Raw genomic sequence first — 14,033 nt, 5'->3', positions numbered from 1 at the left:
ATCAATGCCTTCGCTTCACGCGAGGATCAAACAGGTCGCGTAAGCCGTCCCCGAATAGATTGACAGCCAGCACAGTAAGGGCAAGGCAGATGCCAGGGGCAAAAAGCGTCAGCGGAGCGATGGAAAGATAAAGGCGAGAGCTGGAAATCATATTTCCCCAACTTGGAATCTCTGGCGGCACGCCAACGCCAAGAAAGCTTAAGCCGGCTTCGGTCAAAATCGCATTTCCGCAGACAATTGCACTTTGAACCATGAGTGGCGGAAGAGTGCTCGGAAGAATGTGGCGCCACAAGATCTTCGGAAGACGAGCGCCACCGCAAACAGCCGCCTCGACGTATGGTCGCTCCCGTACGCTTAGAACAATCGAGCGAACGAGCCGGGTTACCCCCGGTATTTCGGGAAGAGCAATTGCCAACACCAAAATCCCGATTCCAGACCCAGTTAACGAAATTAGCGCAATTGCCAGGAGAATGGCCGGGATCGACATCAAGGCGTCCATGAAACGCATGACTAGATTGTCTACTGCGCGGATGTAGCCAGCCACGACGCCGATCATGAGCCCCGCCAAGGCTGCTATTAAAGCTGAAGTCAGCCCAACCAAGAGCGATATACGCGCTCCGTAAATGGTCCGGACTAGAACATCACGACCTAGATTATCAGCGCCCAGCCAATGATCACTGGACGGAGGCTGCAGGCGAGCGAATGGATCCATTTTTCCGGGATCACCTGCATAGAACGGAGCAAGAAGTGCGAGAAGGATCAGGAGAACGAGGAGGCCCCCGCCGGTTAGAACCAGTGGGTGGCGACGGGCAAGTACTGAGATCCGAAATCGATCCTGCGAGCCAGCATGTGTTGGCGATGTTGAGATGACCATATTAGTACCGAATACGTGGGTCGATGAGCGTGTAAGCAAGATCGACCATGAGATTGATAAGGACATAAAGGCCCGAGACGATAATCAGAACGCTTTGAATTATGGGATAGTCCCGCCCGTTAATGGCATCTACAACCAGGCGTCCGATGCCCGGTATGTTGAACACGGTTTCCGTAAGGACGACGCCGCCGACAAGTCCCGCGAAACTCAATCCAACCGCAGTAAGGATCGGGACACCAGTATTTTTCAAGGCATGATGAAACAGCATGGCATAGGACGACGCACCCTTGGCTGCTGCAGTTCGCATGTAATCTTCTGACAGAACTTCAAGCATGCTCGACCGCGTGATCCGGGCGATAAAGGCAATGTACGCAAGGCTTAAGGTCAGTGTTGGGAGGATTAAGTGCAGGAGCCAGGCTGCCACGCCCTCACCGATCGGCTTGTATCCCTGAACAGGCAGCCAACGCGTCTGGATAGAAAAAAAGTAGACGAGGAAATAACCGATCACAAATACGGGAACAGAAAATCCGATAGCTGAAAAACCGATTAGAACGCGGTCTGCCAGCCCTCCCGCACGCCACGCGGCAAGAACGCCGAAGGATGTCCCGACAAATACCGAAAGGAAAACTGTCAGCAGCGATAGGGAGATGGTGGGCTGTAGCCGTTGTGAAATTAACTCACTGACGGGACTGCCAGAAAATATTGACGTTCCGAGATTGCCGCTAAAGATTTCTCGAGCCCAACGGACGAACTGCGCCGCCAAAGGATCGTTCAAACCCATTTTTTCGCGTATGCCGGCAACGACCGCTTCCGTCGCAGTCGGACCCGCTATAATGGCGGCGGGGTCGCCCGGCGCAAATCTGACGAGCAGGAAAATGAACGCTCCAACCATCGCCATGACGGCGATGGCCGAGATCATCCTGCGGATGATGTAGAACATCATGTTGCTCAGGCCTTCTCCATGTTCCACAACGCGACGCGGTTGATGGGCATCTCGACAACGCCGGTAAGTTCCTTGCGCCGCGCGACTGCCCTGAGTTCTTGGCCGAGTCTGATATCGCCAACAAAATCCCACCAGATTTTTTGCATTTGTCGGGCTAACATCTTACGCTCCTCAAGTGTCCCGACATCAGGCCACTTGGCACGAAGCGCCTCATATTCCTCATTACTCGGCCAACCATACCAAGCCTTTTCCCCACCTGCATTCATAAAGATCTCCGATGTAGGGTCGCTCATCAGGAAGTCGGTATCGGTAGTCATAAACATGCTCCACCCCCCACTCTCGACCGGCCCCTTGTTTGTCCGGCGCTTAGAAAGCCCACCCCAGTCGCTTGCAGCGAGTTCAACATTCATCCCAATTTTGCGAAGGGAGTCCGCGAGAAGTTGCGAAGCATCCCTGTGTGCGGGCGTGGTAGAGTCCTGAAGAATCATGACCTTTTCGCCCGCATATCCTGCTTCCTTTAAAAGTTGCGCGGCCTTTTCCACGTCGCCACCTTTTTTGAACCAACCAGTATTCTCATCATTCGAATAATGAGTACTGTTACCGAAGATCGAGGTGACTGTATGGCCGTACCGAGCATCAGGAGCGATTACTCGCAAAAACGCCTCTTGGTCGAGCAAGTGTAAAACTGCTTGGCGCGCTTTCAAGTTGTTGAACGGCGGTTGAAGGAAATTCATTCGCAGGCACCAATCCTGACCGGATTGATTCAGCACCTGCAGCTCTAGGTTCGGGTCAGCTGCTATAATCGGTAAAAGATCGGCGCTTGGCGATTCAATGAAATCAATTTCACCAGCCTGCAGAGCACTTACAGCTGTTTGCGAATCTGACATTTGATCGAATACGATCCGAGCTACTTTAGCAGTTTTAGCACCCGCGTAACCATCCTGCGGTTCCTTCCGCGGCACGTAAGCCTCGTTGCGATCATAGGTGAAACTAGCTCCTGGTCGAGCGAGTTCCGAGTTGAACTTGAAAGGCCCTGAGCCGATATTTGCGGTGATCTGATCTGTAGCAGCCTTCTTTGCATCGTGCTCACGCATTATGGCCAGGTAATAGCCGCTGGATGCTCCAAGAATGTCTATCAATATCGGCAGCGGCTGCTTCAGAACAATCGAAAACGTTTTGTCATCTTGCGTCGAGACGTCCTGAGCACGTGACATGATCAGTTGTCCGCCGGCATCCACCTCGGCCCATCTACGAACCGAAGCCACACAGTCTCCTGCCGTAACTGGCGTGCCATCATGCCATTCCAAGCCCTCCCTAAGCTGAAACGTGTAAGTCTTTTTGTCTTCAGATAGAGTCCATTTCTCCAACATTTGGGGCTGCGCCTTTAGCTGCGAGTCCAAGGCAAATAACGTGTCGTAAATGGCCATAGCGTGGCTGGCCGTGATGTCACTGGAGGTAAAGATTGGATCAAAGGCAGTGAGGGGATCGCCCATCACCATACGGACTGTTTTCGCATCGGCTGAACTTGTCTGCGCGCGGAGGATGGACGGGGTAGAGAGCGATGCTCCGGCTGCCATCCCCAATTTCAGCGCGCTACGTCGAGATATAATCATTGTTATTTCCCCTTTTGGCTGGACGTTATATTTGCATGTGGGAGTGCATTCTCAGACAAGCATCGAAGAGTCTTAGTTATTAGATCGAACGGACACCTTCTTTCCAGCAAGCCTCCCCGCTGCTTAGATTGTTCTTTGCAGCACCGGATGGTCCGTGGCTGCATCAGATGCAACCGTCATAAGCCTCATTTCTGGCGAATACAACATATGTGTCATATTGCAGTCACTGAGACACTTAACTCAAGTTTCGCTGATATCGCGTCCCGCGACTGCGACGGACTTTAGACTGAGCGCTCTCAGCCCCATTGGCGTTTTGGCAAGACGTTATCAGCAGCACTGTTTGAGGAGCGGGTGGCCTCCATGTCTGAATAAGCCCACGAAGCTAAGGTTCTGTCTAATACCTTCTTACAGAACATAGATAATAATTCCGAAAATCGATAATCCACACCGTCGACGAAATGCACCATTTGACGCGGCTCCGTGTCGTGGCGCGTTGAAAGCCGCTTCCGATTGGCTGCCTTTAATCGGTCACGCAACCTTTAGCCCCGACCAGATCACTCTGCGGCGAGTTGCTTCGGGCCGAGACGAAGTGCGGCGGCGCGGCGATGGCCCTCGAGTTTTTCGGTCGCGCTCTGGCGAACAGCTGCGGGAGCAACGGCGGCGACGCCGCGTTCGTCCAGCCATTGATGGGTGGCGATCTTCACGTAGGAACCGACCCAGAGCCCACCCGTGTAGCGCCCGGCACCCATCGTCGGCAGGGTATGGTTCGTGCCACAGCACTTGTCGGAATAGACGACACTGGCAAGTTCCCCGATGAAGATCGAGCCGTAGTTGCGCAGCTTGTGCGCGGTTGCTTGCGGGTCACGCGTGTGGACCTGCAAATGCTCCGTTGCGATGTGATCGGAGTAGGCAATCATCGCTTCTTCGTTCTCAACAACGGTGATCTCGCCGTAGTCCTTCCACGCGACCGCTGCCACCGGTGCTGTCGGCAGGGTTCCCAACTGGTTCTCGACTTCGCTTAGAATGTCTTGAGCGAGTTTGCGGTCGGTTGTGACCACACCAACACGGGTGCGAACGTCATGCTCGGCCTGAGCGAGCAGGTCCGTTGCGATCGTTACAGCATTGGCGGTCTCATCAGCGACGACGAATATTTCGCTGGGACCGGCAAGCTGGTCGATACCGACTTGGCCGAACACCTGACGCTTTGCTTCGTTCACGAAGGCATTGCCAGGCCCAACGATCTTGTCGACAGCCGGGATTGTCTCGGTGCCATATGCCATGGCGGCGATTGCTTGCGCGCCGCCGACGCGGAAGATGCGATCGGCGCCCGCGAGATGGCAGCCAGCGATCATGGCAGGGTGAGCATTTGGCGGAAGGCAAGCGATGACCTGATCGCAGCCAGCGACCTTTGCCGGTACGATGGTCATCACCGGAGCCGAAAGAAGCGGGTAGCGACCGCCTGGTACGTAGCAGCCAACCGTTTCAATCGGGATCACACGATGGCCGAGGTGAAGACCGGGAAGGCTCTCGATTTCGAGGGGCAAAATAGTGCCAAGTTGCGCCTCGGCGAAGCGACGGACATTGGCAATAGCGAACTCGGTGTCCTCGCGGGTCTGCGGATCAAGATCGGCGACAGCCTTCAGCTTTTCGTCCTCGGTGACCTCGAACTTTGCGACGTCAGCCTTGTCGAAGGCGAGGGAGTATTCGCGAACCGCCGCGTCACCTCGCTTGCGGACATTTGCGATGATCTCCTTTACGGTTGTTTCGACCTGAGCTGTATCGGAGACGGCGTCCCTGGTCGGTTGCTTGAGCTGGACAAATTTGCCTTTCAACGCATCAAGACGCGGCGTCATCAAAATCTCCTGGAATTGGAATAATCCACGCCAGCATCGTGGAAGCTCAGCGGCCCGGCAATCGCCAGTCAACCGCCTGTTCAGTATATTCACCAGCGTTTTCCCCTGTATGTTGCATCTGGTCCTCCCTTCGACATGGATGGTGTCGTTGTGGGTCTGATTGAATGATACGGGGAGAGCTGTCGCATGCCCAAGATCGGGAGCAAGCTGCATGAGTTGCGCCGTCGACGCAATTTGAGTGCTCGAGAACTGGCCGCCCGTTCAGGGATATCTCATTCAACAATTTCCCTTATTGAACGAGATCGCATGAGCCCCTCGATTGACACGCTCAGCGCGGTGCTCGAAGCCCTGGGCACGACAATGCCTGGCTTTTTCTCCGATTTGCAGTCGAGCCTTCCATACTCTCCGTTCTACGCCTCTGTTGACTTGGCCGAGATTGGAAAGGTCGATACAATTTCATATCGCGTCATCGGACTGGATCACCCAAACCGACAGTTGCTGATGTTGCACGAGCGCTATGCGCCCGGCGCCGACACAGGCGAGGAGTTTTCACACGCCGCGCAGGAGGCTGGCATGGTGCTATCGGGGAAAGTGGAGGTCACGGTTGGAGATCAGAAACGAGTGCTGGAGCCGGGTGACGGATACTATTTCGACAGCCGGCTGCCTCACCGCTTTCGCAACGTTGATGACGGGCAGAGCGAAATCCTCAGTGCGATCACGCCACCCACCTACTAGCCTCGAACCCCCAAACGAATGGTGAGAATAATAGCCAGAGCGGTCGGAGCTGCTTCCCAAACGCTTGAAACGTGATTTGCTATTGGGCAGTCCAGAACTCAGGGGAATGGCCGCTCAAGGTTGAAGCTGCGTTCGCTCAGGCGGCCGGCTCTGCCAATCAGCCGCGTGCCCTACGTTCCTGGCAAAAAACTCCCGCCAAGGCTGGCGCGAGCAAAAAAAGAGGGTGAAAATGAGCATTCTGATCAATCGCAGACGTTTCATGCAAGCGTCCTCTGCTATCGCCGTCGGCGCGTTGGCGGCCCCATCCGTGCGCGCTTCGGCATCGACGACTGGCGAGCTTCGCGTGCTGACCTACGGCGGACAGCTCGGAAAAATCGTGATCGACACCTATGCGAAGCCGTTCGAGGCGGAAACCGGCGTCAAGGTCATCCCTGTCACGCAAGACTTCGAGTTTGCCCAACTGGAGTTGATGCAGAAGACCAATAGCATCAGCATTGATGTCGGTCCGATGGGCAGCGGCGCAGCCCTACAAGCCGTCCAAAAAGGATATCTTGAAAAGATAGACTACTCGCTGTTCAAGAAGGATGACGTCGAAGGGCTACTGCCCACTGTGAAACAGGATTTCGGCGTAGGCTTCTTCTTTTACTCATTCAACCTGGTCTACAATACAAAGAAATATCCTGCGGACAAGCCGCGTCCAAGCAGCTGGGCAGAGTTTTGGGACGTCAAGACGTTCCCTGGCGTGCGTTACATGGTTTCAGGACAGTATGGTAACGAGGGTCCCTGGGAAGAAGCCCTCTTGGCTGACGGTGTTTCGCCAGACAAAATCTACCCGATGGACATCGATCGGATCTTCACGAGCTTGGACAAGATCAAGCCGCACGTGCGCAAATGGTGGACCTCGGGATCGGAAATCCAGCAATTGATGCTCAGCGGCTCTGGCGATCTGATGCAATCCTACGATGGTCGGGCCGCCTATTCCATCGGCCAGGGCGCCGCGCTTGAAATGAGCCGAAACCAAGCCAAATTGACGTGTGATTACTGGGTGATTCCGAAGAATGCTCCGAACGCGCAAAACGCGCAGAAGTTTGTAGAGTTCGTGAGCCGCGCAGAAAACCAGGCAGCGTTGGCGAAGCTTTATCCCGAAGGGCCCACCAACAAGAACGCATTCAAATTGATCTCGGAGGAAATCGGGCGCGCGCTTCCCAGTCACCCCAGCAATATGGAGAAGGCGGTCCTGGTGAACGGCGCGTGGTATTCGGAAGTCGGCTCGGACGGACTTTCGAACATGCAGCGTCTCACGCAGCGCTGGAGCGAATGGGTTCTTCGCTAAGTCAGATAAGCGGGAACGCCAGCGGGCTCGGCTAGTGGCCCGCTGGACCCTATCGACCACGTTTTTCCGACGCTCACGTCTAAGGACGCCATCATGTCTTCTGCCGCCATGTTACGCTCAGACCTCACGCCTGCATTGAGGCTGGTGGCACGAACAACCGCCGAGGATCAAACATTGCAAAGCAGCGTTCCCGCACAGATCGAGTTTCGTAACGTCACCAAGATGTACGGTCTCATCGCGGCGGTAACCGAGCTATCTCTCAGCGTTCGTCGGGGAGAATTCCTGACGATCCTTGGTCCCAGCGGTTCTGGCAAGACCACAGCGTTGATGATGCTCGCTGGCTTTGAAGCGCCGACCAAAGGCGACATTTTGATCGCCGGCAAATCCGTAGCCGCCGTCCCATCGTATCGACGCGATCAAGGTATTGTTTTTCAGAACTATGCGCTGTTTCCTCATCTAACGGTGCGCCGGAATCTGGAATTTCCTCTGGAAATGCGGGGCGTCAAGGCCAGTGGCCGGGCCTCGCTCATCGAGCGGATGCTCAGGCGTGTTCATCTCGACGCTTTCGGCGAGCGCATGCCTTCGCAACTCAGCGGTGGCCAGCAGCAGCGTGTAGCGCTTGCTCGAGCCTTGATCGCCGATCCTCCCATCCTTTTGCTCGACGAACCTCTCGGGGCGCTTGACAGGAACCTGCGCGAGCAGATGCAAGGCGAGATCAAAAGCCTCCATCGCGAGTTTGGCAAGACGACCATCTGCGTCACTCACGACCAGGAAGAAGCGCTCACGCTCTCTGATCGGATCGTCGTTATGCGAGGCGGTCGGATTGAACAATCAGATACGCCTGAGGCGCTTTACGACCGTCCCGCGACACGCTTCGTGGCCAACTTCCTTGGCGAGGCAAATCTGTTGAACAATCCTCAGCTGGGCTTCAAGAAGAGCGACAGTCCAGGAACCGTGCCAATGATCCGGCCGGAACGCGTTCGGATCGCGGCAAAGCACGCCGCGCCACTTCCCGACCAGGATCAACGACAAGTTGTCAGCGGGACTGTCGAAGAGATGATCTATGCCGGTCCGCTGCGAAAATACCAGGTCCGGGTCGGAGATGATCTGCTCATCGTGCGCGAACATGTTGCGTTTGGACAGGAAACCTTTGGGCCGGGGGATACGGTTCGCCTTGACTGGCTGCGCGCCGACATTCGCTTGCTGAGCGAGTGAAGCCGGGAGGGGAGCAAATGCAACCGCTGCAAAAAATCGTACGCGCGCCATTTACGCTGGTCCTTCCGGCGCTTGCCATCCTCCTTGTTGTATTCGGCATACCAACAGTACAGCTCTTCCTCGAGAGCATTAACGCGCCGAACGTCAGTCTTAACAACTACTCTTCCTTCCTCGCGCAGTACGCCAATATCAGGGTTCTGTTTCAGACTCTGGAGATCAGCGCGATCGTCACACTCATTTGCTTGCTGGTCGGCTATCCGGCAGCGTATTTGATCTCAACGGCCTCGAAACGAGCTCGAATGATCCTCGTCGTGCTGGTCGTAATCCCTTACCTCACCAGCGCCTTGGCCCGTACATATTCGTGGATCGTCATTCTCGGCGACAATGGGCTGGTCAACAGCGTCCTTCTGGATCTCGGTCTTATCTCCTCCCCAATGCCCCTGATCTATAACCGCATCGCGGTCTATGTCGGCATGGTCCACATCATGCTGCCGATGATGATACTGCCGCTGGTCAGTGTGATGATGGGCATCAATACCTCGCTGATTGCGGCCGCCAAAAGCATGGGAGCGACGAGATCGACGGCGTTTTGGCGGGTCTATTTTCCCCTCAGTATGTCGGGCGTGCGCAGCGGAACGTTGCTGGTTTTCGTCATCTGCCTCGGCTTCTACATCACGCCGGCTGCTTTGGGCGGCCTGGGTGACGCGATGCTTTCGACTTTCATTGCAGCGCAGGTGGCCACCGGGTTCGATATGGGTGCCGTCAGCGCGTCGTCCTTCGTGCTTCTCGCCATCGCCATCGCCATGTTGTCGGTTTTTGGCCTCAACCTTTCTGGCGTGCAAAATCCCGCGCCGAAGCAAAAAGGAGGGTGGTCTGAACGTTTTGGTATCCTTCGCGCAATCAAGGGCTACCTCAAGGAGCTTTCGGTCGCTTCCAGAGCCAGGCGGTGGCCGATGGACCTCTACCGCGCTAGCGGCAGTATGGGTTTGTCCAGGTTTGTTGCCGGAGCATTCCTGGCGCTGGTGATATCCTTCCTTCTGTTTCCTGAGATCGTCGTCATTGTCATGTCCTTCAGCGATGGCGCCACCTTGCAATTTCCGCCTACGGGCCTGTCCATACGGTGGTACGTCTCGTTCTTCAGCGACGTTGCCTGGTACGGCGCGGCTTGGGTCAGCATCAAGATCGGCTTTTGGGTCACTGTGCTGGCGACTGTGGTCGGAACACTCGCAGCTTACGGTCTAAGCGGCGTGAGGGCCGATTTGCGAAGCTCCATGACGATGATTATCCTGACGCCAATCACCATTCCCGTCATCGTTGTTGCTGTCGCCAGCTACTTTGGCCTGGTCAATCTTGGCCTTATTGGCACGGAGACCGGCATCGTTCTCGCCCATACGATCGGAGCAATCAGCTACGTCGTCGTGATTGTCGCAGCAACGCTGGCCAATTTCGACAGGCGTCTTGAGCAGGCCGCAAAGAGCATGCGCGCTCCGCCGCTGACGACTTTCGTCAGGATTACGCTGCCGCTGATCCGCCCGGGCATCATTGGTGGCGCACTGTTCGCCTTCATCCATTCATTCGACGAAGTCGTCTCCACCTCACTTGTCAGTGGGTTCTCGGTGCGTACGTTGCCGCTGAAAATGTGGGAAAACATCCGCAACGAGATCGATCCGACCGTGGCGGCCGTGGCATCCCTGCTCACGCTTTTGCCGATACTGTGGATGATCGCACTCTACATCACATGGTGGAGGGCAAGAGCTCCATCGGGTGTCGCGCTGGAGGGCAAGGTCTAGCGGGACGCCGGTGAGCCTGCTTGTAGGATCACCGGCAGGTCAAATGCGCGCCGCGGTACGAAGTCTGGCGACCTGACCTAGCGCAGTTGGCGGCGTCCTGTTCATCGAAGCACCGCGACGGCAATCTGCAGGCGCCGTTGGCACATGATGTGAGGAAGAAATGAAGGGCATTGGCTTGGTTACGCTGTCCACCGACCCGGTGGGCGAAGACGCATTCAAGGCTGTGATGGCGGATTATCCGGTGCGGGTTTTTACCACGCGCACTGGCTATGACGAGGAAAACCATGAGGCAGGCGGCTTTATTCCAAGACCGGATTGGCCCGTTTCCCTGGGGACCTTGCCACCCGATGACTTGGTCGATGCGATCGTGTTTCTCTGCACGTCGGCCACGATAGCGCTCGGAAATGAACAGCTCGTGGGCCACCTCATTTCAGCGCGCCCCGGTCTTAAGTATACCTCGCCCGGCATAGCGGCAGTCGTAATGATGCAAAGGCTCGGCATCCGGCGGATTGCGTTGCTTACGCCATATGGCCCCACTCTGCACAACGCGTTTACGCCATACCTTGCGCGCCACGGCATTGATGTGGTCGCCGATATTTCTCTCGCGCATTCCATGAACCTGGTAACCGATGACGACATCGGACGTGTGCCGGTCCATCGAATTCACGAGGAATTGCGGATACTTTTGTCCCCCGCACAGGCCGTTGACGCCGTGTTCGTGTCTTGCGCGGCTTTCTCGATAAAGAAATCCGACCTCATTCAAATGACTGCAGCGCTCGGTTGCCCAGTTCTCGCCAGCGTGCATTCGACGGCATGGCACGTTCTGGATCTTTTGGGCGAGCCCAGTCTGAGCGACGAGCTGGCTGCCGAGCTTGGGCTGCCACGCTTGGATCAACCGTCGAAGTCGAAATCAAGTGCCCGAGGATAAGGCGACCATGCTGACCAACGATCTACTGTCGCCAGAAGAGCGCGAAGCCGTCATCGAAATGCGGCATGCCATGCATCGGGAACCTGAGCTGTCGAACCAGGAAACGAAGACCCGAAAGAGGATCATCGATGCGCTTGCCAAATTTGGACTGGAGGGCGCGCGGTCATTTCACAAAACCGGTGTCTACGTCGATGTTCAAGGGCTCGCTCCCGGGCCAAACCGTGCGATCGCCTTGCGCGGCGACATCGACGCGCTTCCGATACAGGAGAGCCGTGACGATTTGCCGTATCGATCGCAAGTGCCCGGCGTCATGCATGCGTGTGGGCATGACATGCATGCCTCGATCGCCCTGGGAACGGCTCTGGCCTTTCACCGGATGCGACAGAATTTCTCCGGCAAGGTACGCGTAATTTTTCAACCTGCAGAAGAAGCTGAGCCCCTTGGAGGGCGAAGCGTCGCGGAAGAAGGTTTGCTGGTCGGCTTCGAGGCCGCGGTGGGCTTTCACGTCGACACGGATATTCCCGCCGGCTCCTTTGGGGCACGTGCCGGTGCGGTGACAAAATCATCCGAGCAATTCGAGGTGAATATCATCGGAACGATGGCGCATGGCGCAGAGCCGCACGCGGGCGTCGACGCGATCTCCATGGCGGGCGCCTTCATCAATGAAGTCCAGAAGGTTGTCTCAAGGGAGATGCCGGTACACGACGGCGCAATCGTGACCATCGGCACCATCCATGGCGGAGAGGCAACGAATATCATCTGCCCGTCAGTCGTCATGACAGGAACCATCCGCACCAGCAGTCCCGAGCGGCGAGGCTTCTTGGTGCAGAGGGTACGCGAGGTCGCCGAAGGCGTCGCCGCCATGCATCGCGGCCGTGTCGAGTTCAGCTCTCAATCTGGCGAGCCCCCCGTTGTAAACGATGCCGGCATGGTTGAGCGGTTTCGGCAAATTGTGCTCCAGTCCGCCGGCGAGGATAAATACGTCCAGGCACCGCCGAGTTCAGGTAGTGACGATTTCGGCTTCTACTCCGGCTGCGTTCCCTCAATTTACTTCCTGTTCGGCAGTCGAGAGCCCGGGAATGAATCAGGTGTTCACACACCAACTTTCGGTGCATCCGACAAGATACTCCTTCCCGTAACGGAGCTCGCCATCAAATATTGCTGGGAACTCCTGCATAGTTGATGGCGTGACGACAGACGACACAACATAGCCGCGGCACTGTGTTTTTGTGAAAAACCAGTCAAACGATCCGCGATATGGATCGGCACAAAGACACCCCGCTTACAGTGTCGTCATGACACCCGAAGACGACCAAACCATTCAAAGACTACAGAAAGAGTTGATGTCATGACAATGCCGAAAGCACTGCAGGTTTTCCCAAGCAGCGAGTATTTGAGACGCTTGGCCGCCGTGAAAGCCGAAATGGAGCGAAGGGACATCAGTGCTCTGGTTGTCGTCTCGCCGGCGAACATAGCCTACCTGACGGGGTACACGGCCAAATCCGGTTACGTGCCACAAGGTCTGATCGTCGCGCTTAACGATGAAGAGCCGACCTTCATCACGCGCCGCATGGATGCACCAGCCGCGGTGCACCAAATGTTTATCGATCGTAGCCGGGTTGTCGGTTATCCCGAAGCTCTCATCGCAAATCCTGACAAAGACGGTTGGGACGCGATCATCGACAACTTGCTGGACGCTGGATTTGCAAAGGCAAATATCGGGGTCGAGGAGCAAAGCCTATCGAGTAAAACCTTGGAAAAATTCCGTTCAAGGGCGCCGGCAGCGAAAATACTGGACTTCGGGAATACGGTTTGCTGGATCCGCGGGGTCAAGTCCGATCTAGAGATTGCGCTCATGCGCGAAGCGGCAGCTATTGCCGATGCTGGAATGTTGCGCGCACGAGAGGTGATCCGTCCGGACGTCAGTGAGGCTGACGCCGCAGCGGAAATCATCGCGCAGCTCATTCGAGGAACGGATGGCAAGCAGGGCACCGATGTGGCCAGCTTCACGCTTTGTGCGTCGCCGCGCACATCCACTGCCCATATTTCATGGGCCGACGATCACTTCCGACATGGTTCCCAGATCAATATCGAGCTGGCAGGGGTGCGCCATGGTTACACGTCGGCTTTGATGCGGACATTTTCCATCGGGAAGCCTTCCGATACGTTGCGACGCCTTCACGAAGGCGAGGCTGCTGGTCTGGAGGCCGCACTCGCTGTCGTGAAGCCGGGCGCGACATGTGGGGACGTCGCCACGGCTTTCAATGAAACATTGGGCAAGTTCGGGTTTGAGAAGCAGTCGCGGTGCGGCTATGCGATTGGAATCGACTGGACGGAACCGACGGCAAGTTTCAAGGTCGGAGATCCCACCATCTTAAAGCCGAATATGACATTCCATCTGATGCTCGGTAACTGGATCGATGAAGATCTCGGTTACGCAATCAGCGAAACGTTGCGGGTTACGGACGCCGGTGTTGAAACATTCAGCGCACTTCCGCGTGAGATCTTCCAGCTATAGCGCGAAAGCCGGTCCAAGGTGAAAAAGATCCTGACGCAAGCGCAGAGCCGCCGGTTGGGAGGGGTTCATGGGACAACTTCAAGCCCTTTCGTCGCGCGTTGGTCAGATTGCTCAGCGATCGACCTGCAACACTGACCATCGCCAAACGCCATTGCGGTAGACGGGCTTTTCTCGGCGGCGCTGAAATTGATAGCTGCGGTGTGAGCGGTGAACCAATCAGCACTTGGAAGG

The 14,033-nt window shown here is 56.1% G+C and carries 11 protein-coding genes; 7 read left to right on the top strand and 4 right to left on the bottom strand.

What is annotated here, in order from left to right:
- Position 1: 1 nt before the first annotated feature.
- The 4 genes from X742_RS0137975 to hisD form a co-directional block, all read right to left on the bottom strand.
- Entirely contained in the window at positions 2 to 874 is an 873-nt protein-coding gene (locus X742_RS0137975; protein WP_031248264.1) for an ABC transporter permease, read from the bottom strand.
- A gap of 1 nt (position 875) precedes the next feature.
- On the bottom strand, positions 876 to 1,817 hold the full coding sequence (locus X742_RS145740) for an ABC transporter permease (RefSeq protein WP_023774211.1): 942 nt from the start codon (positions 1,815 to 1,817) through the stop codon (positions 876 to 878).
- A gap of 5 nt (positions 1,818 to 1,822) precedes the next feature.
- Positions 1,823 to 3,430, bottom strand: coding sequence for an ABC transporter substrate-binding protein (locus X742_RS145745; RefSeq protein ID WP_031248262.1), 1,608 nt, complete (start codon positions 3,428 to 3,430; stop codon positions 1,823 to 1,825).
- A gap of 554 nt (positions 3,431 to 3,984) precedes the next feature.
- Positions 3,985 to 5,283 carry a histidinol dehydrogenase gene (gene hisD / locus X742_RS145750; protein ID WP_023774209.1) on the bottom strand — a complete coding sequence of 433 codons (1,299 nt, stop codon included), beginning with the start codon at positions 5,281 to 5,283 and terminating at the stop codon, positions 3,985 to 3,987.
- A gap of 186 nt (positions 5,284 to 5,469) precedes the next feature.
- On the opposite strand from hisD, the gene X742_RS0137970 reads away from it, so the two are divergent.
- The 7 genes from X742_RS0137970 to X742_RS145770 all read left to right on the top strand — a co-directional run bounded on the left by X742_RS0137970 (position 5,470) and on the right by X742_RS145770 (position 13,802).
- Positions 5,470 to 6,018 carry a cupin domain-containing protein gene (locus X742_RS0137970; protein WP_031248261.1) on the top strand — a complete coding sequence of 183 codons (549 nt, stop codon included), beginning with the start codon at positions 5,470 to 5,472 and terminating at the stop codon, positions 6,016 to 6,018.
- Positions 6,019 to 6,247: 229 nt separating this feature from the next.
- Positions 6,248 to 7,351: an ABC transporter substrate-binding protein gene (locus tag X742_RS145755; RefSeq protein WP_023774207.1), complete on the top strand. Its 1,104-nt coding sequence runs from the start codon at positions 6,248 to 6,250 to the stop codon at positions 7,349 to 7,351.
- A 93-nt stretch (positions 7,352 to 7,444) separates the two neighbouring features.
- Entirely contained in the window at positions 7,445 to 8,566 is a 1,122-nt protein-coding gene (locus tag X742_RS0137965) for an ABC transporter ATP-binding protein (protein WP_031248260.1), read from the top strand.
- Between the two features lie 17 nt (positions 8,567 to 8,583).
- Positions 8,584 to 10,356, top strand: a complete 1,773-nt coding sequence (locus X742_RS145760) for an ABC transporter permease subunit (RefSeq protein ID WP_023774205.1) — start codon at positions 8,584 to 8,586, stop codon at positions 10,354 to 10,356.
- Positions 10,357 to 10,516: 160 nt separating this feature from the next.
- Positions 10,517 to 11,284 (top strand): hypothetical protein, encoded by a 768-nt coding sequence (locus X742_RS1000000174925; protein ID WP_023774204.1) that lies wholly within the window; start codon positions 10,517 to 10,519, stop codon positions 11,282 to 11,284.
- Between the two features lie 7 nt (positions 11,285 to 11,291).
- Positions 11,292 to 12,467: a M20 family metallopeptidase gene (locus X742_RS145765; RefSeq protein WP_031248258.1), complete on the top strand. Its 1,176-nt coding sequence runs from the start codon at positions 11,292 to 11,294 to the stop codon at positions 12,465 to 12,467.
- A gap of 165 nt (positions 12,468 to 12,632) precedes the next feature.
- Positions 12,633 to 13,802: a Xaa-Pro peptidase family protein gene (locus tag X742_RS145770; protein WP_023774202.1), complete on the top strand. Its 1,170-nt coding sequence runs from the start codon at positions 12,633 to 12,635 to the stop codon at positions 13,800 to 13,802.
- Positions 13,803 to 14,033 lie beyond the last annotated feature (231 nt).

The organism is Mesorhizobium sp. LNHC229A00 (genome assembly GCF_000502415.1).
In the GTDB taxonomy this organism is placed as follows: domain Bacteria; phylum Pseudomonadota; class Alphaproteobacteria; order Rhizobiales; family Rhizobiaceae; genus Mesorhizobium.
The sequence above is the reverse complement of the archived record's forward strand: the minus strand, read 5'-3'. Positions and strand labels throughout refer to the sequence as shown.